Origin of the sequence: Acetobacterium wieringae (genome assembly GCF_026646375.1) — a bacterium.
In the GTDB taxonomy this organism is placed as follows: Bacteria; Bacillota; Clostridia; order Eubacteriales; family Eubacteriaceae; genus Acetobacterium; species Acetobacterium wieringae_A.
On sequence record NZ_JAIPPU010000002.1, the window covers coordinates 98,517 to 123,672 of the forward strand.

The window sequence follows — 25,156 nt, forward strand, 5'->3', positions numbered from 1 at the left end:
TGTAAACTCAAATCTATTGTTCTTTTTCCTTTTGTGCCGCAGCGATAACTTTTTCAGCAATAATCATTGGGGCTTCTTCATAACGAACGAATTCCATTGAAAACTCGCCTCTGGCTTGCGTCATAGAACGTAATTCAGTGGCATACTTGAACATTTCCGCCAGCGGTGCTTCTGCTAAAATCCGCTGTCGTCCCCCTGCTGCTGATTCCATTCCCATGATACGCCCACGTTTTTTGTTTAAATCACCCATGATATCACCCATATACTCTTCCGGGACGGTAATATCGATGTGATAAATCGGTTCCAGAAGAACCGGTGCAGCATCCTTCATTCCTTTGCGGTAAGCCAAGGTGGCCGCCATTTTAAAGGACATTTCATCGGAGTCCACAGCATGATAGGAGCCATCATATAGCGTAGCTTTGACACCGGTTACCGGATAGCCAGCCAGAACACCTTCAATCATACACGTTTCCAAACCCTTTTCCACGGCCGGGATAAAGTTACGAGGAACCGCCCCTCCAACTACCTTATCAACAAATTGAAATGGTGCATTGGGATCATCGCCGGGTTCAAAATCAATCCAGACATGACCAAACTGGCCGCTTCCACCGGATTGTTTTTTATGTTTTCCTTCGGCAGTTGCTTTCTTCTTAATGGTTTCCCGATATGGCACCTTCATATCAACCAAATTGACATCGACGCCGAACTTTTGTTTCAGTTTTTGAGAAATAATTTCCAGATGCATTTCTCCCAAACCGGAGACCAATGTTTGCTTGGTTTCCTTGTTTCGACTCACTGTCATGGTTGGATCTTCTTCTACCAGACGGTGTAGGCCGGTAGCTAATTTATCGATATCTGCTTTTGTTTTTGGTTCAATCGCCATCGATATAATCGGCTTGGGTAATTCTATTTTATCGTACACGATGGGCGACTTGAGGCTGGTTAAGGTATCCCCGGTAACGGTATCATTTAACTTGGAAAACGCTCCGATATCTCCAGCTTCCAGCTTTTCGACCTCGATCTGTTTATTTCCTCTTAATACGTAAATATGATTAGCTTTTTCTTTAACTTCCTGGGTTGCATTATATACTTCAACGGAATGATCCAAAACCCCTGACATCACTTTGAATATTGATAACTTACCAACATAGGGGTCAGCAATCGTTTTAAACACCAGTGCCGAAAATGGTTCATTATTGCTACATTTGCGCTCGATTTCTTTTTTGTCCCGGGGGTCTTTTCCAATTTCGAATTTCCCCTTGCCGGGCGACGGTAGGTATTCGATAATCATGTTTTCCAGGGTTTCCACCCCAATATTCAAAACTGCGGAAGTACACAATACCGGAATTATTTCGCCATTATCGATCCCCTGACGAATCCCGGTGTGAATTTCATTCCGGGTCAGTTCTTCCCCTTCAAAATATTTCTCCATCAGACTTTCACTCGTCTGGGCCACCGACTCCATGATCATATCCCGATAGGGTTCCAGTTCTGCTTTCATCTCGTCTGTGATGGGCACATCAAAACAGCGATTGTCTTTTCTCTGGCTGCCAGTCAGATCAACGATGTTGACAACCCCATTCATCGCCTCACCCTCACCCATTGGTAATTCAAAAGGCACAACCTTATTGCCAAAGGTTTCTTTTAATTCGTCCATTACCTTGGCAAAGGTGGCATTTTCACGATCCATTTTATTAACAACAATAAATGCTGGAATATTTGTTTTTTCCAAAAGTTCGATAGCTTTTTCAGTTCCGACCTGAACACCCGACAGTGCATCAACGACGATAACAACGGCATCGGCTACTCGAAGTGCCGCATAGGCATCCCCAATAAAATCAAAATAACCTGGCACATCAATAAGATTGATCTTATGTCCACCAAATTCTAAAGGAATAATAGATGATGAAATAGAAAACTTTCGTCTTTTTTCTTCTGGATCAAAGTCCGATAGGGTATTTCCCTCGTCAATTTTTCCCATACGATCAACGGCACCTGCATTAAATGCCAATGCTTCAGTCAAGGTTGTTTTTCCGCTCCCACCGTGACCTAGTATAAGAATGTTACGGATGTTCTTTGTTGGATACGTTTTCATGCTGTTTCCCCCTCGCTTATTTTGCCAATGATTTAATTGGTTTTTTTTGTATAAAGCTATTTTATATTATTTCTAAAAAATAATCCACAAAAAGATTTATTTATAGATCTTCTTTTATTTTTTTCATAACTTTTTTTTCAATTCGCGAAACTGTCATCTGGGATTTGTTAATAAACTCTGCCACTTCTTTTTGGGTTTTACCCCGAAAAAATCGTTGTTCCACAATAATCCGTTCAACCGGATTAAGCGATTGAATTTTTTGCTTTAAAAGATCGATATTTTCGACATTTTCCATATTGTTATCCAGGTTTCCCAATAAATCCATCAGACTGACTTCCTGTCCATCCTGATTGCTTTCGTATTCCATTGATAACGATTTCGGATAGTACGCATTGCTACTCTCCATCGCTTTTATGATACTCTCTTCTGATATCTCCAGATATACGGCAATTTCAGAGATAGTTGGCGACCGCATCAGCTTATGTTCCAGGGTCGTTCGTGTTTGGTTTATCTCCCGATTGAGATCCTGAACCTTCCGGGGTATCCGGATCAGCCATTCCCGATCCCGGTAATAGCGCTTTATTTCGCCAATAATCGTTGGTGTGGCAAAGGTATCAAACTCATAGCCGCGACTGACGTCAAAGCGTTCTACCGCATACATCAAACCCAGACAGGCGACCTGAAAAATATCTTCATTATCGCCGTTCTTATGCCCATATTTCCGGGACAGAATCTTGGGAATATAAAGATAATTTTCGATAATCAGATCTCTTAGCTCCCGATCCCGTGTTTCTTCGTACTCGGCAAATAGCTTTTTGACATCTTCCTTACTGATTTTTCTTTCATATTTCATGGGTCATCGATAGGTTCTTGATCATGGTAATTGAGGTTCCAGATCCTCTCTCACTAACTATTTCCACCCTATCCATTAGTGATTTGATGATAAATAAACCAAACCCCCCTAATTGTTGGCCATTAAGATCCGGTTTGGCCACTGTTTCTGGCTCAAAACCAACACCTCGGTCGGTTACCGTAAAAACGAGTTTATTGTTCTCAACAACATAGGTCAAATCATAGGTTGTATCGCTATTCTTGCTATGGTTCAAGGCATTTGTACACGCCTCGGATACAGCAACTTTCAGATCTTCCACATCGCCAATTGAAAATCCCATATTATTTGCCACTGACGCAATTGTTAGCCGAGCCAGGCTGACATACTCAGGTTTGGTCGGTAATGTCAGTTTTATACTATCCATTCTTCTTCCCCTTCTCAATTTGCTAGTTTACAGGGTTGTCTACGATTTCAATGATCTTATCAACGCCTGTGAGTGACAACAATTTTTTGATGTTGGGACGCGGATTCATCATAATAATTTTTTGTCCCATTTCTTTTGTTTTATTTCGCAATTCAATGAGAACCCCCATGCCGGTGCTATCCATATACGATAACTCTGAACAGTCTAAAATAATTTCCGGGGCCTGTGTTTTTATTCTTTCTTCAATTATTTCCCTGAATTTTTCAATAGAATAAATGTCGATTTCGCCTTTAATACTAACCATACTTGTTTTTTCCATTTCAATTATGTTATTACTGCTCATATAATCTCCATTTCACAATTAATCTGTAATTCAAAACAAGGCCCAATGAGGTAATCACCGTCATTGGGCCTAGGGCTGTAATCCACGGCCTATACCTTATCTTTTCTATTTCTGGTTTGAAAAACTCCCAAGCCTCTCTTCAAGATCGATGCGGCCTTAACCACGGGTTCAATCACATCCTGTTTAATGGTATTAAACGCCATTTCAACCTCGTCTACCATCAGATTTGACTTATCCACAATCTGTGCTGTCGATTTCGTAATGTCGTCAGTATTTTCAATAATACTGTGAAGAGCCAGACGGTTTTCTTCCAAAAGCTTCGTGGTTGTGTCGAAGGTTGCTGCCAGACTTTTAAACAGCTTAATTAAATAAACGGTTCCGAATACAAAGGCAACGCCCACTAGTAAAAGAGCCAGTTCCCACAAGCTAAAATTTAGCGTTATCATTTATAACTTCCAACCTCTACTCTTCTTTAGCTGCAACTTCAGCCTCTTCACTTGACTCCGCTTCTTCTTTTTCAAGGGCTTCCAATTCCTCATTCAGATCAGCAATATCCTGTTCAACTTCGTCTTGAATTTCCTGAATTTTGCTTTCGATCTGATTCTTATATTCATTTACCCGTTCAGTAAATTGTTCTTGCATATCCTGGAATTGTTCTTTGAGATTTTCACCATATTCCACGGCTTGATCATAGGCATTACCCAGCGCACCTTCAGTGCCTTCAATCAATTTCTTTCGAGTTTCATCGCCTGACGACGGTGCCAGCAACACACCCAATGTCCCGCCGATGATGGTTCCCAGAAAAAGCCCGCCAACAAAATATAATTTGTTACTGCTCATTTTAATTCCTCCATTATTCATTGTGATATTTATCTCATTTTACCTCATAATCTCCTTAATTAACAGTTATTTCTCAATTTTTTTATTTCAAAGAAACTATTCGCCAAACTTATCATTAATTAATTGCACCAGTGCATCCACTGCTTCAGTTTCATCATCTCCTTCGGCCTGAATCTCAATGGTTGTTCCCTGAGAAATCCCGCCAGCCATAATGCCCATAATGCTCTTGGCATTAATTGAATTTCCTTCTTTGATCACAAATATTTTTGATTTAAACTTCCCGGCTGTTTGTACAAACATTGACGCAGGGCGGGCATGCAAACCTGTTGCATTTAAAACTGTTACTTCTTTTTTTATCATTGTAATCCTCCTAATGATTGTTTTTAAATATATAGATTTAATTTTTTCATTGATTCCTGTACAAAGTCCATTATTTCCTCACCGGTCTCCATATTAAGCGCAGTAGCGGCGATGGCCTTTGCATCCTCATAGCGAACACTACGAATAATCTTCTTAATCTGGGGAATTGATAACGCACTCATACTGAATTCATCAAGACCCAGACCCAATAGCAGGACTGCCGCCAGAGGATCACCGGCCATTTCACCGCACATCCCGGTAAAGAACTGATCTTTTTTGTCCGACGTAGCCGTTACCAATTGAATCAGACGCAATATAGCTGGATTAAACGGGTCATATAGGTATGAGACTTCCTGATTCATTCTGTCTACCGCCAGAGTATATTGACAGAGATCGTTTGTGCCAATACTGAAGAAATCAACTTCTTTTGAAATAATGTCGGCGGCGATCGCTGCCGACGGAATTTCAATCATAACTCCGACTTTTACGTCCTTGTCATAAGCAACCTGCTCATCATCCAGTTCTTTCATACAATCTTGCAGGATGGCTTTTGCTTGCCTCACTTCGGTAATCGAGGAGATCATCGGAAACATAATATGCGCATGACCATATACGCTGGCCCGTAGGATTGCCCTGAGCTGGATTTTAAACAAGCCGACCTCTTTAAAACACAAACGAATCGCCCGTAAACCCAGAAAAGGATTTAGCTCGTCATCCATCGGCAAATAGGGCAGTTTTTTATCCCCACCGATATCCAGCGTTCGGATAATTACCGGCCCATCAGGAAACGCTTCTAATACTGACCGGTAAGCCGCAAACTGTTTTTCTTCGCCAGGCATCACATCGCTGTTCATGTACAGAAATTCGGTCCGGTAAAGCCCAACACCGACTCCTCCGTTCTTCAAAACTCCTGCCACGTCATTGGGTTCGCCGATATTTCCAACCAGCTCGACCTTTCTGCCATCCAACGTAATTGCATCTAAATCTTTTAATTCTTCTAACTCTTTTAGATAATCCAGATATTTTTGTTTTTCTTTTTCGTAGAATTCTAACTCTTCACTGCCGGGATTAACGCAAACCCTGCCAGTCAAACCATCAACAACCATTAAGTCTCCGGTTTTAACAGTCTCAGTAATATCACACAAACCAAGAACGGCTGGAATTTCCAGACTACGGGCCATAATGGCGGTATGCGATGTTCGACTGCCGATATTGGTGGCAAAACCTTTCACCCGCTTTTTATCCATTTGTGCCGTATCTGATGGCGTCAAATCATCGGCAATAATAATCACGTCTTCATCCAGTTGCGATAAATCTGCCTGGACAATTCCCAGAATATTCTGGAGCACTCGTGTTCCGACGTCTTTTATATCAGCTGCCCGGGCACTGAAATAGGGATCATCCATTTGATCAAAGATTTCATAAAAGCGATCGGTTACCATTTTAACCGCATTGTCGGCACTGAGATGGTTTTCATTTATTTCTGCTTCTACACCTTCAACAAATTCCGGATCATCCAAAACCATGGCATGGGCTTCAAAGATCGCACCTTCTTCTTCACCGAGCTCACTAATTGCTTTTATCCGGATTGTTTCCAACTGCTCATGACTATTCTTTATCGCATTTTGAAACTTTTCGATTTCTTTGTCTGGGTCTTCTACTTTATTTTTATTTACTTCAACTATGACTTTTTCGTAAACAAGTGCCTTCGCAATGACAATACCTGGTGATGCAATGATTCCTTCTTTAACAAACATCTTAATTCTCCTTTAATTATTAGAGATTTATATCTCACTTCTTCCTTCAAAGGCTTTAATTAATGTGATTTCATCTGTATATTCAAGATCCGCACCGATGGGAATACCCTTTGCCAACCTGGTGACTTTTACACCAAGGGGACTGATCAGATTCCCTAAATACATGGCTGTGGCCTCCCCTTCTACGGTAGCATTTGTTGCCATGATAACTTCTTTAATGTCATTTTCTCCAAGACGCAGTAATAGTTCTCTGGCTTTGATGTCCTGCGGTCCAATCCCGTCCAGCGGTGAGATGGCGCCATGCAGAACATGGTACAGCCCATTATACTCCCGGGTTTTTTCAATTGCAAAAATATCCCGGCTGTTTTGTACAACGCAGATGGTTTGTTGATCCCGCTTCGGATTCTCACAAATATCGCAGATTTCTTTATCAGTGATGGTATAACACTTATGACATAGTCCAATTTTTGCTTTAGCAGACGTTAGTGCTTCAGATAAACTCGAGATCTCTTCATCTGAGAGGCTGAGAATATGAAACGCTAACCGTTGTGCTGATTTTTCTCCGATCCCCGGCAGTTTACCCAACTCCAGAACCAACCGCTCAAGGGTTTTTGGATAATAACCCATCGAATACTACATTAAACCTGGAATATTCATTCCACCGGTAATTTTACCCATTTCAGCATTGACCATGTCTTCTGCTTTGACGATGGCCTCATTGACCGCAGCAACTACCAGGTCTTCCAGCATTTCAATATCATCTTCATCAATCACTTCCGGATCGATCTTAATTGACAGAATCGTTTTTTTCCCTGTTGCAACCACTTTAACAGCACCACCGCCTGCGGTAGCTTCTACTTCACGTTCTTCCAGTTCGGCTTGAAGTTTAGCCATATCTTGTTGCATTTTCTGCACTTGTTTCATCATGTTATTCATGTTTCCGCCGCCCATTCCGACCGGCAATTTTCTTTTTGCCATTCTATCCTCCTGTGATTTCCTATTCTTAATAACTTCATTATTATAACACTAATGGTCTATGATTATCACTATCTTTTTACCCTAATTTTACAGTTCGTCATCGACGTTGATTATTTTTACTGCCTGATCATTAACGATTCTCAAGGTTTTTTCGACCAGGTCAAGTTCATTGAAATTCTCGTCTTCCAGTTTAATTGTGATCGAAATTTCCTTGCCCAACTTTTGCAAAAGAGCTATTTCAAAACCTTTAATTAACTCTGGTTTATTGACAAACTGGTAAAAGTTCCTGTTTTCAAGTGAATAAACAATCGAAAGATGCTCGTCATCCTCCAACGTTGGTTCACCGCGCTTTAAAAACATAGCTTGACCTGAGTTCGTTTTTCCGATTTCTTCACAAAGTATTTTAAAGAATAGCATCCCATCGTGACGGCTGCTTCCTCTTTGTATTTCAACATCCGATTTTACTTGAACCTGAGCCTTGTCTGGTTCACCTTCTGGCTCCTCGTCTGCGATTTCAGCTGTTTCAGCTATCTTTGACGATATCGAATAAACATCTGCCGCCGACTCGTTTATATCAATTTTTACTTTTCCATATTCAGCTGGACGTTTTAGTGACGCTGCCTGAATTTCTGACATCCGGCTTGTTTTCTCCAACCTATCCTGAGATCTACTTTGCGATAACGGTTTTTTTTCATTGTTTTGGTGAACTGTTTCGACCGCCGGAATTATTGCTGTCAGTTGATCGCCCAGGCATATCTTTAACAAAGCCATTTCAACAATAATTGCTTGTAGATTGCTGTATTTTAGCTTGTTTTTTTCTTCTATTAAAAGACTGATCATTCGATATAACCGATCAAGCGTCAATTCTTTTCCTAATTGCTCGTAAACAATAAAGTCATCAGCGCTGCAAAGTAGTATTTCTTTAGCCGTGTCTTTTGCTGTTTTTGTAATTAGCACTCCCCGTAGAAATTCGATGATCTGATCCATTAACAGAATTGAATCTTTACCGTTATCAATCAGGTTCCGTAAATTACCCAAGACACTTGCGCTGTCATGAGCAAGGATCCGTTTTACCAGATCACCAATAGCCTGTTTTTCCGCCATACCTGTAAACGCCAGTAGGTCTTCAACCGTGACATGGCCAGCTTCATCCTTGAGATCAATAATCTGATCCAGTAAACTGAGGGAATCACGCATTGAGTTCTCACCCCGGGTTGCAATAAAATCAAAGCTCTCGTCGGACATGGTCACCTGAATATCCTGACAAATTTTTTTCATTTGTTCGATAATTAACGCTTTTGGAATCGGACGGATTTCATAGCGTTGACAACGGGATAAAATTGTCACTGGACACTTATTTGGTTCCGTTGTGGCCAAAATAAATACGGCGTGTTCCGGTGGTTCTTCTAACGTCTTTAATAACGCATTAAAAGCCTCTTTTGTGAGCATGTGCACTTCATCGATAATGTATACTTTGTACTTGCCAACAGTCGGCGGATATTTTATGCGCTCACGAATTTCGCGTATTTCATCAACACCGCGATTGGAAGCACCATCGATTTCGATGATATCCATTACTCCCGGACGATCGATTTTCAAACAAACATCGCAGTGATTGCATGGGTTTCCATCGATTCCATTGGGACAATTGATCGCTTTTGCAAATATCTTTGCCAACGATGTTTTTCCGGTTCCTCTAATTCCTGAGAAAAGGTAAGCGTGTCCAACTCGGTTAAACTTAATTTGATTTCGAAGAATTTTCGTAATACTATCCTGTCCCACAACCTCATCGAAAGTTTGTGGCCGATATTTCCGATAGAGTGCTAAGTATGACATTGTTCCCTCATTTTCCTGTACTTAATTTTAATTTATTCTTCTTTATTATATTACAATCGTGATTAATTGTATAGTCAAATGCATGCATGCACTATAACACTCATTGATCAAAAAAGAAGTTCCTTTTGAACTATCAAAAGGAACTTCCTAAACTTTTATAAAAGATGAAACGGCAGGTCTTTTTCTTTTTTGGTCTTTTTTGCCTGTTCTTTTTCAGCTTGAGCTTTTTGTCTTTTTTCGGCTATTTCAGCGCGAACTTTTTTCTCTTTTGTAATTGCACGTTCAATCGCACTTTCAGTTAATTCATGCAGTTCTTTTGCTTTATTCCTGATTTCTTTACGTAACCGATCCTCCAGTTCGATTTTGTTTTTTTCCTTTTCTTCGGCTTCTTTTTGACGAGCTCGCTCAATTTTTTGTGCTTCTTCCTGCTCGGCCTTTAATTTTGCCTTGGCCTCAGCTTCTTTTTTGGCTTCAATCTCTGCTTGTTTTTTTGCTTCTTCCTGCTTTTTTGCTTCTTCCAACGCTTGTTTCTCAATCGCAGCTTTTTTTACTGCGGCTGCTTCTTCCTGAACTTTATGATGAACTTTTTCGATTAATGCTTTGGATTTTTCTGCCACTGCTTTCGCCTTCTTCTCTGCCGCTGCTTTTGCTTCTGCTGCTTTTTGAGCAAGTTCTTTCGCCTCCGCCTCTGCCTTGGCTTTTGCCTCCGCCTTAGCTTTAGACGCAGCTTTCGCTTTTTCCTCTGCTTCCGCTTTAGCTTTTGCCTCCGCCTTGGCTTTCGCCTCTGCCTCCGCTTTTGCTTTCGCCGCTTCCTTGGCTTTCGCCTCAGCTTCCGCTTTAGCTTTTGCCTCTGCCTTGGCTTTGGCCTCTGCTTCCGCTTTAGCTTTCGCTTCCGCTTTAGCTTTCGCTTCTGCCTTGGCTTTCGCCTCTGCTTCCGCCTTAGCTTTTGCCTCTGCCTTGGCTTTCGCTTCCGCTTTAGCTTTTTCCTCTGCCTTGGCTTTCGCCTCTGCTTCCGCTTTCGCTTTCGCTTCTGCCTTGGCTTTCGCCTCTGCCTCCGCTTTGGCTTTCGCCTCTGCCTCCGCTTTGGCTTTCGCCTCTGCCTCTGCCTTGGCTTTCGCCTCTGCCTCCGCTTTGGCTTTCACCTCTGCTTCCGCTTTAGCTTTCGCTTCTGCCTTGACTTTCGCCTCTGCTTCCGCTTTAGCTTTTGCCTCTGCTTCGGCCTTTGCCTCCGCTTTGGCTTTCGCCTCCGCTTTAGCTTTTTCCTCCGCCTCTGCTATTGCTTTTAACTGTGACTCTTTTTCCAGTTCTACCTGTGCCTCAGTTTTTGGTGTTTCCGATTTCTTGGGACTGTTATCACTCGAATCCTCGGCATTCTCCTCTTTGCCCGTGATCACTCTGCTAACCTTTTTTATAAAATCGTCCAATTTTCCCACTTCTTCATTCCCCACTTCACTTGAATTCGATAGATCCGAACCACTTTGAATAGCTGTGTCCTTTGTTAATTGTGATTTAGGTTTACTTTTACGAGCCATGACGATCTCCTTTTAATGCGTAATTTTCCTTCTATTTTTTATAAATGGCCTTGGTACACTTATAAAAAATAGAATTTTGATGTATAAAAAACAAATGACCGAAGCCATTTGTTTTTTATACATTTAAATATTAATCTTCAGTTAAAATAGAATTTTAGCGATATCCTTATGTGGAGATGATATTACCGAATAGCTCGTAATGAGATTCGATTCTGCCATTTCCGTCTGGGCCGTCTGAATGGCCATTTTAACAGAAGAAATTTCGCCAGTGATTAATACAAAGCCTTTACCACCCAAGCCTCTTGCAATTCGAATTTCAAGGAGTTCTACGTTTGATGCTTTCGCACAAATATCTCCGATTAAAATTGAAGAAATTGCATTAATCGTTTCAACAATACCCAGCGATTTCACATCACCAATTTCCCCAGCGCCTAACATTGCTGGCAGAACATCAGGGTGAATATTCGGTATAACGTGAGATTCTAACATATGGATACCACCCACATGTGCCCCATTCTTTATTGACGCTTCGACAGCACCGACATCTCCCGCAATAATACTGACGTATTTTCCAGGACATAAGGGTGATGCCATCAGCAGCTCAACATTTGCGGATTTCAGCATTTCATCAGTGGATTCTATACCAACTGGAATGCTCTTAAATTCCATAAAACCAACTGCTTTTTTCAAAATACCACTTCTTTCTATACTGTGAATGTTTTATTTTACCAGATTGCGTTCATTCGGTTTAAACGAAAATTAATCCGCCTAAAATAACAAAGTTGATTGTTTGCGTAATGAAGATCGTTACAGCAGGAGGGTCGATATGGGTATCGCAATGGCTATTGAAAGTTTTTGCAGCCCATTCACCAACAAAAGCTGTGAACATACCTGTAATTGCTGCTCCAATAATTGCAGCAAAAGGATTAAGTGTAGCTGAGAATACGATTACTGCGGTAGAACCTGAAGGTAAAACAATATGATGCCATCCTTCAAAATAATGTCCACACATAATCAGAATCAGCGAAATAGCAGCAACAGAGAATCCAATAACTGGAGTCATTGAGAATAAGTACGCAGCTTCTTGGCTTCCACCAACTAAGCCCAATGTACCTAATGTAGCAGCAACGCCACCAATTAAAATACCAATACTTGCCCCGTAAGTAAGAACAAATCCTAAACGGCTTCCAGTGGTAACCCATTCGCGTTTTTCACCAGCTGGTGTTTTTCCTGTAACACCAGTTTTACCAAATACTAAACGTACAATAATACCAGACAGCATTACGGTGAAAGCAACCGTATCAGTCCAACCGGCGGCACCTTCGCCCAGAATACCACTAAAGATAATTGGTCCAACCAGTGGTCCAACAATGTATTGGATCAGGAAGCCAACCATACCAAAGATACCACCAACGATCAATACCATCGGATCACCAAATTTTACCAGTGGTGTTACGATATCTTGACCATTTTCAATATGATTTCTTGTCATTGCAAACGCAGCACCAGCTACAGCACCAGCGAAGGCTACATGTGGACCAAACCAGGAACCAAAACTAATAATACCAATTGCAGGTGCCCCAAAATCTCCACCCATGATTGCCGCCAAAACGGTTAAACCGGTGAAAACAAAGGCTGTGATCCCGCCCATAAATGTGGCTAAGACGCCACCGCCAAATGCAGCGATTAACATTGTAAAGTCCATAATTATCCCCCTTAAAATATGATTTAGGACTCGATAGTGATTTTTTCACTATCCGCGGCTGAAATCCTACCGCTAATACTAGCAAAAACTTTTGAGCTTAGTTTACCCTCAGGAATATCCCCGATAAGTTGTCCTCGCTCCACATGATCACCAACGTTTACAACTGCTACTGCAGGAGCACCTATATGTTGTGACAATAATAGGTTGACTTTAGTAAACGTCTTATCCGTTTCAACCATCGGAGCCGGAAGATCATACTTCGTCAGTCCCAATCGTGATACCAAACGGTAGACGTTAAACTGTTTGCCTTCTCTGAAGGGCACAGCTGATGTTGGTGCATTGTGATGAGGATTTTTGATCCCCTTGCTTCCCAGTTCTCGCTTTAGCATGGTATTGAACTTCCAAGGTTGTAAGTCCATTACACATGCATATTGACATAAGCCACATTCACAGCATAGAAAAGCGTTTGTAGCTTGAGTGGACGTGTCACAAGTTGAACCATAGGCAGCGATCCGCATTAACTTATGGGGTTCCAGGTTATGGCCCAAAGAGTATCGCGGACACAGCTCGGTACAATAGTTACATTGCATACAAGCCATCCCTGCCATTTTCATAGTTTCCTTGATGGACTTTGTCTTAGAAATTATCAATGGATGATCTTTTGCTAAAACAATGAGTCCTTTCGTTGTTTTTGTAATCGTTGACTCTAAATCGACGATTTTGCCCATCATCGGTCCGCCGTTAATCACGACAAAATCCTCGATGGTTGTTCCACCGGCTAATTCCAAAGCTTCACGAACAGTAATACCAAGTGGTACCTTTGTTGTGAGCTTATTCTTAACCTCACCTGTTATTGTTAAATATGTATCTGTAACCGGTTTATTGTCTACCATTATATCATAAATGTTCAAAAGTGTCTCCACATTTATAACTAATGTATTAACATTTAACGGAATTCCGGCTTCAGGCACAATCCGTCCCGTTGTTTCATAAACAAGAACCTGTTCATCTCCAGCTGGATAGAAATTTTTTAACAAGTGCATTCTAATTTGGGGAAATGCTGGCAGTTCTTTGTTTAATGCTTCAATAGCAGGTGTATATTTCTTCTTGAGGCCAATAATGCCTTCCTTTGCTTGTGTGTGATCCATAACAGCCTGGAGTGCCGTTAACATTTTAACAGCCTCCAGTGCCATCAGTTGTTGATCGACGCGCAATAGTGGTTCGCATTCTGCTCCATTGACAACAACAGTATCAACTTTGCAATTTAATTTGACCTGGGTTGGAAACCCTGCCCCGCCTGCACCAACAATGCCGGCGTTTTGTACCAATTCTACTAAATTTGCGCTCATGAACAACACCTCTATTATTTAATCGTAAATCCTCCTACTAATACACATCTTCTTTTACGAGTAAATGTCTTAGCAGATGTTAGGCCTTCACCGGTCGGACCAGCAATGGTAAAGGTTGTATACCCTTCGCCACCAACTCCAATACCAGCATATGAAGGGCCATTTTTAACAAAAATAGTGGTTTGCACTCTTTTTGCCATTTCAGTTAAGTTATTGATATTTGTTGAATGCATAATCGCGGTATGTCGATTGCCATGTTCCAAAGCAACAGCGACATCAATTCCTTCTTTAATATCTTTTACGCGAACAATTGGAAGGATTGGCATCATTAATTCTTCAACAGCAAAGATATGATCTTTGCTGGTTTCCATAATGATTACCCGGATGGAGTCGTCAACGTCAATTCCGATACCTTTAAGAATTACTTTGGCGCTTCGTCCCACATAGTCACGACTCAGACGACCACCAGGAATAACCAACTCTTCCAATTCGGCAATTTTCTTGGCATCTTTGAGTTCATATGCGCCATTTTTCTTCATGTTGAAGATCAGGTAGTCAGCAACTTGTTCGACGACAACAACTTCTTTTTCCGCAATACATGGCAAGTTATTATCAAAGCAACAGCCATCAATAATATCTTTCCCGGCTTTTTCGATATCAGCGGTTTCATCAACCAGCGCAGGAGGATTTCCAGCACCAGCTCCAATCGCTTTTTTCCCGCTCTGTAATACAGTCTTAACTACACCTGGTCCACCGGTAGCACAAAGCATTGTAATTTTGGGACTGGCAAACATGGTATTGGCACTGTCAATGGTCGGCTCAGCTGTTGTAACGATCAGGTTTTCAGGACCACCAACCTCTAAAATTGCTTTATTTAACAATTTAACTGTTAATGCACTGGTTTTTTTGGCGCTGGGATGGGGTGCAAATACGACTGTGTTTCCTGCTGCTAACATACCAATTGAATTACAGATAACTGTTTCACTGGGATTAGTCGAAGGTGAAACCGAGCCAATCACGCCAAACGGAGACTGTTCAATTAAGGTTAACCCGTCATCGCCAGTGAAGGCATCGGCAACAAGATCTTCCACTCCGGGTGTTTTTACAGTTGCTAATTCATGTTTTAAAAGTTTATGTTCATAATTTCCCATACCAGTTTCTTCAACTGCCATCTGACAAATCATTTCCATATTTTCTTTTTTGAGCATTTCTGCTCGCATCGCTGCAATTAATTTGCTTCTAAAGGCCATCGACTGTCTCATGAATGATTTTTGAGCCTCATAAGCAGCATCAATGGCGTTCTCCATATCATTAAAGATCCCAAGTTCACCATCTTTAAGTGGTTTTCCGCCTTCAACTGCACAATCGATTTCTGCCATTACTTTTTTTACAATATATTCTATACCTGTAGTATCTATATTCATACGAGGTACCTCCTGGATCGTGTTAATTTTTTTGTCTTATTTTATAGCGTCTAGTCCAGCTTGAGCAACAGTCATGTCTTCTGCAACACTGCCGCCACTTACTCCGATACCACCGATGATTTTATCCCCTTCAAAAATCGGGAATCCACCGCCGAACACAACCATTCTTCCCTTATCACAACTTGCGATTCCAAAAAGTTGTCCCGATTCTTTGGCAAGGTCAGCAGCTTGATCGGTTCCCATTTTGAGCGCAACTGCAGTGTAAGCCTTATTTGTTGCAATGTCCATACTGGCCAATAAAGAATCTTCCATCCGGTTAAATAATACGGTATTACCACTGGCATCACAAATTACAATAACCATTGGTACATCGATTTCGATTGCTTTTGCTGCCGCCGCTTCTGCCATTTTTTTAGCCATATCTAATAATTTTCCAGTAGTCGTCATTTTTCTTCCTCCTGATTAATTAGTTTTTTTTATAACACAGCTAACGCACTCTTTGCAATAATCATATCTTCATCAACACTTCCGCCGCTAACGCCAATTCCACCTATAACTTCGCCATTAACTTTTAAAGGATATCCCCCGCCAAAGACGACCATCCGACCATTATTAGTCCATTGAAGGCCATAGAGTGAACCATTCTCTTTAACAACGCTGGCAACTTTATCAGTGGACATTTTCAATGCATTTGCAGTATAGGCCTTATTCACTGAAATATCAATGCTGACCATCAACGCATCTTCCATCCGTTCAAAGTAGGCTAAATTTCCACCGGAATCGACCACAGAAAAGACAATGGGTACATTGATTTCTTCAGCTTTAACTCTGGCCGCAGCCGCCATTTTCTTGGCTAGTGTCAGTAGACTATATTCTTTTTCACACGCTTCTTCATTGATACTTTCTGCTTGCGCAGTTTCCAGTAGATTCAATTTTACTTTAACCCGCTCGACTATTTCTTTTACAACACCATTAAACTCAACTGTCCGCGCCAGCACAAAAAGGGTATCCGAGAGTCGATTGACGAATTTGACCAATTCTGGACGACTTTCTTCATTCTCGCGATTGTATTTTACAATCAATCGCTCACCGCGTCTGACAACGGTGCGAGCAACATGCAAAGCTGCTGATGCGGGACTAGCACCGGGAATAATAAATGCCTTTTGAGGTCCAATAATTGCTAAATATTGTTCCATCGTGCATTCCATGTAATCTACATCTGCCTGAGTAATCTTGTCCGCCAGCATGGCTTTTCCTTTTTCATCGCTGGCAAGTTCTGCTCCTAAAACAAAAATACGTTTCTGCAAATAGTGCAGTATTTCTTTGATCTCTTGATCATCACAAAGTGAATATGCTAAACCAATGGCCGAATTTGCTTCGTCCATGGTTCCATATGCATCGACACGGATATTATCCTTCGGGGTGCGACTGGATCCAAAAAGACCTGTTTCCCCTTTGTCCCCTCCTCGGGTATATACATTTGGCATCATATCACCCCACTAAACAATCTGAATTTCATCAACAATGCCGACAATGGTCATATCTAATGGAGCCATTTTGTCACCGTAAACATAACGGGCATTACTCCCCGACGTTACGATCACCGTTTCTCCAATACCTGCACCCACCGAGTCAACGGCTATTGCTGTCGACGAACTTGAATATTTTTCAAATTCCCCATACTCATCAATTTTTTTTATGATCAATAATTTACATCCCACAAGATTAGGATCTTTCTGGGTTGATACGACGTTTCCAACTACTTTTGCTAACTGCATATATTCACCACCCTTATTAAACCCTGATAATCTGAAGCCCAAATTCCTTGGCGGCTTCCGCTGCATACCCTGTCAAAATTGATGCTGATGGTATCTTAATCACATTTGATCCCTGGGCCTTCAAAATATCAACCCGTGAGATAACGTTTTTGTTAATCAGACACTCATTGGTATTACTAGCTGAGACCTGAATTACCGCCGTTTCGTTTTTAACTGGGACAGCTGTCTTTGTAACGATTAAATCATTTGTTTCTGTGGGAGTTCCACCAACACAAGTAGCATATACGTCTTTGCCACATACTAACTTCATCCCAAAATCTCGCAGTGTTTCAATGTTATTATTTAACATCTCCCGATATTTAGGGGATGATTTACCCATTCCCAGTGATGCTCTTTGAGGATCATCCGGATTACAGGCATTAACTGCTGCAACCACTGGCGTTCCAGCCATAAATCCATGATTAATGAGCGATAAAAGCACTGTATCGGTTATTCCAACCGCCAGTTTGGCAGCCGTATTCACACTCATGGTAGCAATCACAAACATATCTGCCGATCCATACAGCTCTTTTTGGCTTTTGATGTTACCACTGTGGTAAATTACATCAAGATTTAACTCTTTTTGGATGGCATCAGGATCTAACACCTTCATGCCATCATCAGAAAGAACAACTTTTAATTGCCAACCATCTTTTTGTAATTTCAACAATGAATCCATCGAATCCTTAAAACCAATCGTAGCTCCTGTAAAGAAAACAACTGCTTTTTTAGGTTGATTTTTTATTCGCCTGACAACCTCGTCAACGATTTTTTGAATAAGTGTATCCAATAATCCATTTTCGAGTATTTTCTCCATGTCCAAATTCTATCACCACATTTCTTACCTTTGACAATTAAAGGCGATCCCTAAAGGTGTTACCAATAATGGTTCTACCGGTTTAATGGTTTTGATGCCTGTTTCATCTTCAAATATCTTTTCAAAATCATTAAAGACACACGCTCCACCAACCACATAAATAACGTCAACATCGTACCCGATCACAAAGCGATTGACGATGGATGCCATCTTCTGTACCACGGGCTTAATAATCGGGAAGATTTTTTTCTGTGATTCGTTCTTTTTAAGTTCTTCTGCTTCTTCAAAGCTAATGTGATGAAAACCTGCCAGTACCAGACTCATATGTGTCCCTCCGGTCGCTTCATCGGCTGTGAAAATAACTTCACCATCTTTGAGAATACTAATTCCAGTGGTTCCACCCCCAACGTCAACGACCGCACCATTTTGGATGCCAAGCACCGTTGCCGCCGCTGTTGGTTCATCAACCACATTTGTTACCACAAAGTCGGCTGAGTCAACCACATTGGAAATAATCTTCGTATTCCCTGCCAGGATACCAGGAGGAATGGCTGTGGCAGCCTTGGCATATGTCAAATCGACACCCAGGATACCTTCAACCTCACCTTTGAGTTTTCGTACAATTTGACTCGCACCGAGATAGTCAACGACAATTCCGTCGCGAACAACTGACGCGCCTTGAGTCGCTCCAGCAATGGGACGATTATTTTCATCAACCACTGCGATGACAATATTCGCAGTCCCGAGATCCACGCCGACTTTTAGCTCACCCGTGTAAGCATTAGCTTTTTTTTCTCGGATTAATTCTGCAAATTCCAATATTGCGTCATTACCAGATTTCCAATCCATCATTTCACCTATTCGGGATTATTTTAAGATAATCATCGTTGTTAAGTCCTGCCGCATTCGCTTCATCGGTATCCAAATGCATTTCATAGTCAAATTTATCGGACACTCGAGCGAGTACATTGCAGAAAATTGTTTTTCTAACACCACATGTTTCAACACTCACCCAGTCTTTATCTTTAATGCCTAACTTCTCTGCAATATCAGGAGGCATATGAATATGCCGTAGGGCAACAATCACGCCATGAGTGAGGGTAACTGTTCCGCATGGACCCTCGAGGGTAATCCCCGGCGTTCCTTCCAGCTGTCCTGATTCGCAAACTGGGGCTTTGATTCCCAGTGTTCTGGCATCTGTCAGTGAAATCTCAATCTGACTTTCAGGACGGGCTGGTCCTAAAATTCGAACCTTATCAAAACATCCCTTAGGCCCAATCACTTTAACTGATTCTTTGGCCGCATATTGTCCAGGTTGTTTTAAGTCTTTCATGTTTGTCAGTTCATAACCTTCTCCGAAAAGTGTTTCTATGTCTTTTTTCGAAAGATGAATGTGTTTATTGGAGATTCCCAATACCACACGATTCGGACTATCTTTTTCAGCAATCAGTTTTTTTACTGTGTTAATTACGATTTGCTCAATTACTTGTTTTTCATTTTCGTTCATGCTAGCACCTTTTCTTCAAAAGATCATTTCTGTCTGAATCCATCAGCCGACTCAGCAATTATTCCTCTGAGTCTATTTCTGCTGTTTCTTCATTTTCTTCTATAGTGACAACGTCAGCTTTTGGTTCTACTGGTGGATTATAACCCACAGTTTCACTGTTATAAATTAGCTTTTCAATTCCTTCGCTGGGTCTAGCAATCACTTTGGTTGCCCAAACGCCACGACCTTTAGCACAAGCAGCTGTAGCCGCATCAACTGCTGCCTTAACAGCTCCAATGTCACCAGCCACCTTAATGGTTGACATGCCGTCACCCTTACACGCTTCATAGCCAATCAGTCTTACATTTGCTGACTTGACTGCCGCATCGGCAGCTTCAACCGCTGTGGCCAACCCAATAGCTTCTATTAGGCCAATGGCCTCTCCTCTATTCAAATCAACCCCTCCTTACGACAGTTCCGTATTATCCAGATTTTTAAAAGGCATTTTTTTTACCAGTCGGGCAGCATTGCTTCCAATCGCCCGTAATGTTGCCTCGTTACTGTAAGCTGGAATTCTGAAAATTGGCTGATCCTCTTTTAATTTAATATAATGAAGAACTACTTCATTTTCAGTAATTCCAATTCCTACTCCAAGATGCGATAGTTCCGCACCCCGAAAAGCAAGCTCAACCGGATTGGCATCTTCCAATTCTTCGATGGAAAATGGTACCCCTTCTTCTTCAATTCCGTGTAATACTTCATCAACGACTTTTTGAAACATTATATTTTTTCCATGGACAATTTTTATTTCTGGTTTTGGAGCATCAAAATCCATCCGCATCTTATTCACCTTCTTCGTAAGCAAGTACCAAACCGGTAGCGACTGCGTTACGCGGACCCTCAACTCCTCTGATATTCGCCCGCCCGGAAACAATGCTGTACTTGGATAAGGCGTCTGTTACTAATTGGGGAATCTCAAAATCAAGAGCTGATCCACCGACCAAAGTAACAAATTCAATATCCCGAACATTTCCAGTCGGACTCACTCGTTCTAACGAACGAATGGCATTTACAACAAATACTTTTGTCTTTGCTTCGCGTCGGACAGCTCGGATACGTTCTAAAGAGTAGTTCCCCGGCATTGGCACCATTCCGTTGGGTGTTAAAATGACTACCCGAGCAAAGGTTCTGGGATCCAATGGTTTATCAAAAAATTGAACAGTTCCATCTTCATGACGAATATGGAATAAACTTTCAACCTTGGCCAAGGGATACTTTTTAATATCTTCCGCCAGCGCCATGTTGTCATGTCCTAATTCCGAAGCGATCAGCAGCGTAACCATGTTACCGGCACCTGCTAAATGAATGGATTTGATTTCACCTGCCCTGTTAATAATTGCTGCATCCGTCGATCCAGCACCCATATCGATAATTGCTAAAGGTTTATTGCTACCTGGTGTGGTAAGTGCGCCACGGATGGCCATATCGGCTTCGACTCCGCCTACTTCAACTTTTACACCCAGTTCAGCTTCCAATTCATGGGCAATCATGTTCATCTGTAATTTATCAGCCTTAACCATAGCGGCAATACCAACGGCATTTTCCATGGAAAACTCTTCCGCCACCCCACCTTTGACTGTTTGTGGGACAAACGTATCGACGGCTAATAAATCCTGAATTTTAATTGCACTTGGCAGTTGATCTGTCAAGTGCGACATGACCTGTCTGACCTTTTCCAGCATTCCACCGGCATTTGTGCCAGCTTCACCTCTAATATCTTCTACAGGAGCTACGGAACGTATTGCATCCATGATTTTTTCAGCACCATCATCCACATTAACCTGGGCTTTTTTGTTCGTGCCCTGGATAATAATTTGGCCAGCCGGGATTTTTCTTTCTTTGACATCCCCTGCCGGCGTTTTGATAACAACAGCTGAACGATTCCCGATAAGAGCACGAGATACAGGGACAACCTGCTTGGTCTCATCGGACGTTAAATCAAATACGGTTGCAATACCGTATGGATTCGATAGTTGTTCAACTACCGAACCTGCTGCGGCAACCTCAATGGCGGCACGCATGTTTCTCGGCACCTTATCAATCAGTGAAACTTCATCAACAATCGGAATTTTTTTCATAAGACGGTTATTAATTAAAACGCCATCATCACGTTGGACAATGGCACCATTAACAAATATGCCGTTATTAACAGCATGGTTAATAATCCGAGAGGAATCTTCAAAATCCACTTCTCTGGGGATAACAACGATCACTGACTCGCCCTTATCGCAATTATTAACTTCTCTTATGTCTACAGTCACACCCACGCCGATCCCCAATCCCCCTGGTGTAGAGGGATTGTGACCGATCATGGTTGATTCCGTAATAATTGTTTCCGTAATTGTTTCCATAGCTACATCGCCTATAACGGGTGCAGCTTCATTGATCCGGATTAAATCAACATCTTCTACGGTTAAATCAGCTTTTTCAAGAGCTTGTTTGAGAGAGGCGAAAACTCCATGAATATTCTGACGTGTTCCTTTCATTCCAGTAGTATCAACAATGCCACTACAAAGAAATTCAGGTTTCCCGTCGACATATCGGGCTAGCGCGGTTTCCGTGCTGGCGTTACCAATATCTATTCCTGCAATAATCATATTATGTCCTCCCAACACTTCCTAAAATGCTTTATTAAATAAATTCTTTAGATCGCTTTCTTGCATAGTAAACTTCTGCAGCTTCAGCAACTAAAGATGCTGAGATAGGAGCATTGTATTTATCTTTTAGTTCTGCTGCAATCGCCAATAATTCTTCCTTAGTCGATTTATATGGGCGAAGAGCATTGTAGATTTCTAGCAAGCGTGCATCCGGTACAGCAATCAGCTCAGCAGCTCTTCTTAGATTTCTGGCGAATGCATCACGATTTACAGATTCAGCAACCTGAGCTTGCAGCTCAAGTGTTTCTGGTCTGATTCGTAAATCTTCTGGTGATAATTCACCAGAAAGCAATTTATCAAGGGTTAATTCTTTATAAGCTTTTCCTGTAGCAGAGAAGATCAATTCAGGTCTTTTATCTCCGATTGGATAATCAGCTTTTGAAACAGTTCCGCAAGCTGCTGGTGATGGAGCTGCAGCAGCACTCATAGAACTCATAACTTGTTTAACGATTTGTTCCAACATTTGTTCTTGTGTCATTCTGGTCACCTCCACTTATACAAACGAAACTTGTTGTTCGACGGCTTTTTTACCGGCTTCAACATGTTCAGTTTCTTTGATATGTAATAAGGCTGCTTTTGCCTGGTAAGCTGGACGAGCCATCTGGTCGTTTCTTACTGGAACAGGTGCCGGGCTTTCGCCTTTGGCATATTTTGCAGCATTTTTCCCAATCATTCGATATGTTTCCAAATCGATCAATGGTGCTTGAGAAAACAATTCCAAGTTACTTAGCTGTGGTAAATCTTTTTGGTGAATCAATGAAGTGCCTTTTGACTGTAAGCCAATTCCGATTCCAGATCCAGAAAGTTTAGCAGCAGTGTGACCACATACAGCAACGTCAGAGCTTCGGTAAACTTTAATGATTCGGGCTTTTAAACCTTCTTCTTCAATACCAGCGATGATTTCTTTTAGTACTTTATCATGCGGAATACCGGTAATGGTTACTGTTTGAGACTCTGCAAAAGCAGGAGCCAAACCGATCACTACTTCATCACTTGCCATTCCCTGTTTTGCTTCTCCGACTGGAGAAAGTTTCACAGCGCCGGCAGCAGATGCAGCTGGTGCGGAAGCTGGCGCAGCGCCAGTCATTTCTTTTAAAACATCTTCAATAATGCTTTTTAACATTTGTTCGTTTATAGCCATTTTATTACACCCCTTCCTATATGCTTGCTGGGTCAACAGCCCATGGAATATCTTGGATTTGTGCCCATCTTTCATCACTGATTACATAACCAGTTTTAACTCCATGATAGGTATTTGGATAGTTTACTGCTGAAATACATTCCCATGTAGAGCTTAATTTAGAAGCAGTGTGTAAGTAGTCACCAGCACATTTCTGTAACTGAATGTTAAAGATCGATTCAGCGACATCTCTCATGCCACCTCGGTCAAGAGCTTTAATGAAGTCAACCGCAGTTGCACCACGATTCATTAAATCTTCAACAGCTTTTAAGTCAGCTACAACATCACGGTCCGGCATATCTTGAGATCCTCGGGCATAAGTTGCAGCTTCAACTTCAGCATCGGTGATTTCAGTCAAGCCTAATTCTCTGAACAAGATCTGCATTGCGCGAGCGCCTTTAGCACGAGCAGCAACAACGGTATCTTCATCAGCAGGCTGTAAGCCAGCATCGATTTTTAAGTCACGTTGGATTACATTCCAATCATCATAATCATCCGCATCCCAGTTAGAGCCTGCAAACATATTATCATAGTTAGGAGTAGCAGAGTAACCAGAACAGATATAATCGGTTCCTGGTACCATTTGCATTAATGAACGAGCAACTCGTCGTAAGTCAGAGTGCGTAAAGGTCTGGTCATTAGAAGAAGCACACTCTAAATCGAGGCATGCTGCCAATAAGTTTTCAGCCAATACTTCTCGGATACCACCTGGTACACCAGCTGGAACACCGATACAAGAAACTGAACCATTCTGGCTTCCTTGTACACCGGCACCCTTAGTGATGTATAAGCATCGTGCTTCAAGATAAAGCATTGATTTGCCTTCTGCATAACCCATTTGTACTTCTGATCCAGAACCAGATGTAAAACGCATTTTCAAACCACGGGAAGCGTAGCTTGATGCTAAGAAAGCTTTAGAGTATGGAGTATCATCACCATCCATGAAAACTGGTTCTGTACCATATACAGAAATCGTCTCAGCGTAAGCGGTGTAACCTTTCATACCAAGGTCAAGTTCGGTCGCTTCTTCAACAGCACATTGTGTTAAGATACCAGGACGACCAACATTTGCACCAACCATGATGGCGAGTGCATTAAATGGTGCGTAACGGCCGATACCAACGGTTGTTTCCATTTCATCAAATCCACGAATAGCAGCTTCTGCAGCATCAGCAGCGATTTGAACCATATTATCTTTGACGTTGGTAACGTGGCATTGGTTAGAAGGCATTAAACGAGCTCGCATTTTACTTTGAGCCATCATCATTTCGAGTACTGTCATGTGACCAAGTACTTCTACAATTTTTGCAGGTGTGATTGATGTTGTAATATCAACAACAACGTCTCTTGGCACATTAATATCAACAAGCATATTGGCAATTTTTAAAGAATCCATTGCCATATATTCTTGGGCTTTTTCTAAACGAATTGCATAGTTAGCGATGAATGTATCAAGCATATCAAAATCAGCTCGTTTTTTTCCATCCAGCTCGACAACTACCCCATTTTCAACAACCAGACTTGGTGTTGGATCTTGAGGGCTATTCATTGCAATTAGACCGACTTCTGGCCATTCTTTAACGAAACCATCCTTTTTAACTGGACGAGCTGCTAAAGCTTCAAATCTTTTTGACTTCATAGTCATTATTCCTCCTTCTTTCTTA

28 protein-coding genes are annotated in these 25,156 nt (G+C 41.6%); all 28 read right to left on the bottom strand.

What is annotated here, in order from left to right; all coding sequences use genetic code 11:
• Positions 1-13 precede the first annotated feature (13 nt).
• The 28 genes from fusA to Q7P33_RS02255 all read right to left on the bottom strand — a co-directional run bounded on the left by fusA (position 14) and on the right by Q7P33_RS02255 (position 25,131).
• Positions 14-2,095: an elongation factor G gene (gene fusA / locus Q7P33_RS02120; protein ID WP_303867027.1), complete on the bottom strand. Its 2,082-nt coding sequence runs from the start codon at positions 2,093-2,095 to the stop codon at positions 14-16.
• A 100-nt stretch (positions 2,096-2,195) separates the two neighbouring features.
• Entirely contained in the window at positions 2,196-2,948 is a 753-nt protein-coding gene (locus tag Q7P33_RS02125; protein ID WP_148637435.1) for a SigB/SigF/SigG family RNA polymerase sigma factor, read from the bottom strand.
• Complete coding sequence (locus Q7P33_RS02130) at positions 2,938-3,351, bottom strand: ATP-binding protein (protein WP_303867028.1); 414 nt, start codon at positions 3,349-3,351, stop codon at positions 2,938-2,940. The genes Q7P33_RS02125 and Q7P33_RS02130 overlap by 11 nt, the downstream gene beginning before the upstream one ends.
• 22 nt (positions 3,352-3,373) lie before the next feature.
• Positions 3,374-3,694 (bottom strand): STAS domain-containing protein, encoded by a 321-nt coding sequence (locus tag Q7P33_RS02135; protein WP_303867031.1) that lies wholly within the window; start codon positions 3,692-3,694, stop codon positions 3,374-3,376.
• A gap of 89 nt (positions 3,695-3,783) precedes the next feature.
• Complete coding sequence (locus tag Q7P33_RS02140) at positions 3,784-4,140, bottom strand: DUF948 domain-containing protein (protein ID WP_303867034.1); 357 nt, start codon at positions 4,138-4,140, stop codon at positions 3,784-3,786.
• Between the two features lie 16 nt (positions 4,141-4,156).
• Positions 4,157-4,534, bottom strand: coding sequence for a YtxH domain-containing protein (locus tag Q7P33_RS02145; protein ID WP_303867038.1), 378 nt, complete (start codon positions 4,532-4,534; stop codon positions 4,157-4,159).
• A gap of 96 nt (positions 4,535-4,630) precedes the next feature.
• The gene (locus Q7P33_RS02150; RefSeq protein ID WP_070371848.1) at positions 4,631-4,894 is read right to left on the bottom strand and encodes an HPr family phosphocarrier protein; all 264 of its coding nucleotides are present in this window, start codon (positions 4,892-4,894) and stop codon (positions 4,631-4,633) included.
• Positions 4,895-4,917: 23 nt separating this feature from the next.
• Positions 4,918-6,651, bottom strand: a complete 1,734-nt coding sequence (gene ptsP, locus Q7P33_RS02155) for a phosphoenolpyruvate--protein phosphotransferase (RefSeq protein WP_303867045.1) — start codon at positions 6,649-6,651, stop codon at positions 4,918-4,920.
• Between the two features lie 27 nt (positions 6,652-6,678).
• Positions 6,679-7,278 (bottom strand): recombination mediator RecR, encoded by a 600-nt coding sequence (gene recR, locus Q7P33_RS02160; protein WP_303867048.1) that lies wholly within the window; start codon positions 7,276-7,278, stop codon positions 6,679-6,681.
• A gap of 6 nt (positions 7,279-7,284) precedes the next feature.
• Positions 7,285-7,629, bottom strand: coding sequence for a YbaB/EbfC family nucleoid-associated protein (locus Q7P33_RS02165; RefSeq protein ID WP_070371845.1), 345 nt, complete (start codon positions 7,627-7,629; stop codon positions 7,285-7,287).
• Positions 7,630-7,716: 87 nt separating this feature from the next.
• Complete coding sequence (gene dnaX, locus Q7P33_RS02170; protein ID WP_303867050.1) at positions 7,717-9,465, bottom strand: DNA polymerase III subunit gamma/tau; 1,749 nt, start codon at positions 9,463-9,465, stop codon at positions 7,717-7,719.
• 155 nt (positions 9,466-9,620) lie between these two features.
• Positions 9,621-10,997: a hypothetical protein gene (locus Q7P33_RS02175; RefSeq protein WP_303867053.1), complete on the bottom strand. Its 1,377-nt coding sequence runs from the start codon at positions 10,995-10,997 to the stop codon at positions 9,621-9,623.
• 141 nt (positions 10,998-11,138) lie between these two features.
• Entirely contained in the window at positions 11,139-11,687 is a 549-nt protein-coding gene (locus Q7P33_RS02180) for a BMC domain-containing protein (protein ID WP_070371842.1), read from the bottom strand.
• A gap of 58 nt (positions 11,688-11,745) precedes the next feature.
• Positions 11,746-12,702 (bottom strand): hypothetical protein, encoded by a 957-nt coding sequence (locus tag Q7P33_RS02185; protein WP_303867056.1) that lies wholly within the window; start codon positions 12,700-12,702, stop codon positions 11,746-11,748.
• A gap of 23 nt (positions 12,703-12,725) precedes the next feature.
• On the bottom strand, positions 12,726-14,051 hold the full coding sequence (locus tag Q7P33_RS02190; protein WP_303867058.1) for a 4Fe-4S dicluster domain-containing protein: 1,326 nt from the start codon (positions 14,049-14,051) through the stop codon (positions 12,726-12,728).
• A gap of 14 nt (positions 14,052-14,065) precedes the next feature.
• Complete coding sequence (locus Q7P33_RS02195) at positions 14,066-15,475, bottom strand: aldehyde dehydrogenase family protein (protein ID WP_303867061.1); 1,410 nt, start codon at positions 15,473-15,475, stop codon at positions 14,066-14,068.
• A gap of 36 nt (positions 15,476-15,511) precedes the next feature.
• Positions 15,512-15,922, bottom strand: coding sequence for a heme-binding protein (locus Q7P33_RS02200; RefSeq protein ID WP_303867064.1), 411 nt, complete (start codon positions 15,920-15,922; stop codon positions 15,512-15,514).
• A gap of 29 nt (positions 15,923-15,951) precedes the next feature.
• A complete protein-coding gene (locus Q7P33_RS02205; protein ID WP_303867066.1) occupies positions 15,952-16,965 on the bottom strand; it encodes a cob(I)yrinic acid a,c-diamide adenosyltransferase in 1,014 nt (337 codons plus the stop codon).
• Positions 16,966-16,974: 9 nt separating this feature from the next.
• Entirely contained in the window at positions 16,975-17,253 is a 279-nt protein-coding gene (locus Q7P33_RS02210; protein ID WP_014356937.1) for a EutN/CcmL family microcompartment protein, read from the bottom strand.
• A gap of 16 nt (positions 17,254-17,269) precedes the next feature.
• Positions 17,270-18,109, bottom strand: coding sequence for a flavoprotein (locus tag Q7P33_RS02215; RefSeq protein WP_303867074.1), 840 nt, complete (start codon positions 18,107-18,109; stop codon positions 17,270-17,272).
• 24 nt (positions 18,110-18,133) lie between these two features.
• Positions 18,134-18,958 carry an ethanolamine utilization protein EutJ gene (gene eutJ / locus Q7P33_RS02220; RefSeq protein WP_303867393.1) on the bottom strand — a complete coding sequence of 275 codons (825 nt, stop codon included), beginning with the start codon at positions 18,956-18,958 and terminating at the stop codon, positions 18,134-18,136.
• 4 nt (positions 18,959-18,962) lie between these two features.
• A complete protein-coding gene (gene pduL / locus Q7P33_RS02225; protein WP_303867076.1) occupies positions 18,963-19,616 on the bottom strand; it encodes a phosphate propanoyltransferase in 654 nt (217 codons plus the stop codon).
• A 58-nt stretch (positions 19,617-19,674) separates the two neighbouring features.
• A complete protein-coding gene (locus Q7P33_RS02230; protein ID WP_303867078.1) occupies positions 19,675-20,049 on the bottom strand; it encodes a BMC domain-containing protein in 375 nt (124 codons plus the stop codon).
• A gap of 12 nt (positions 20,050-20,061) precedes the next feature.
• Positions 20,062-20,436 (bottom strand): glycerol dehydratase reactivase beta/small subunit family protein, encoded by a 375-nt coding sequence (locus Q7P33_RS02235; protein ID WP_303867081.1) that lies wholly within the window; start codon positions 20,434-20,436, stop codon positions 20,062-20,064.
• A 1-nt stretch (position 20,437) separates the two neighbouring features.
• Entirely contained in the window at positions 20,438-22,252 is a 1,815-nt protein-coding gene (locus Q7P33_RS02240) for a diol dehydratase reactivase subunit alpha (protein ID WP_303867083.1), read from the bottom strand.
• A gap of 34 nt (positions 22,253-22,286) precedes the next feature.
• Complete coding sequence (locus Q7P33_RS02245) at positions 22,287-22,790, bottom strand: diol dehydratase small subunit (RefSeq protein ID WP_303867086.1); 504 nt, start codon at positions 22,788-22,790, stop codon at positions 22,287-22,289.
• 15 nt (positions 22,791-22,805) lie between these two features.
• The gene (locus tag Q7P33_RS02250; protein WP_303867088.1) at positions 22,806-23,453 is read right to left on the bottom strand and encodes a propanediol/glycerol family dehydratase medium subunit; all 648 of its coding nucleotides are present in this window, start codon (positions 23,451-23,453) and stop codon (positions 22,806-22,808) included.
• Between the two features lie 16 nt (positions 23,454-23,469).
• On the bottom strand, positions 23,470-25,131 hold the full coding sequence (locus Q7P33_RS02255) for a propanediol/glycerol family dehydratase large subunit (protein WP_303867394.1): 1,662 nt from the start codon (positions 25,129-25,131) through the stop codon (positions 23,470-23,472).
• Positions 25,132-25,156 lie beyond the last annotated feature (25 nt).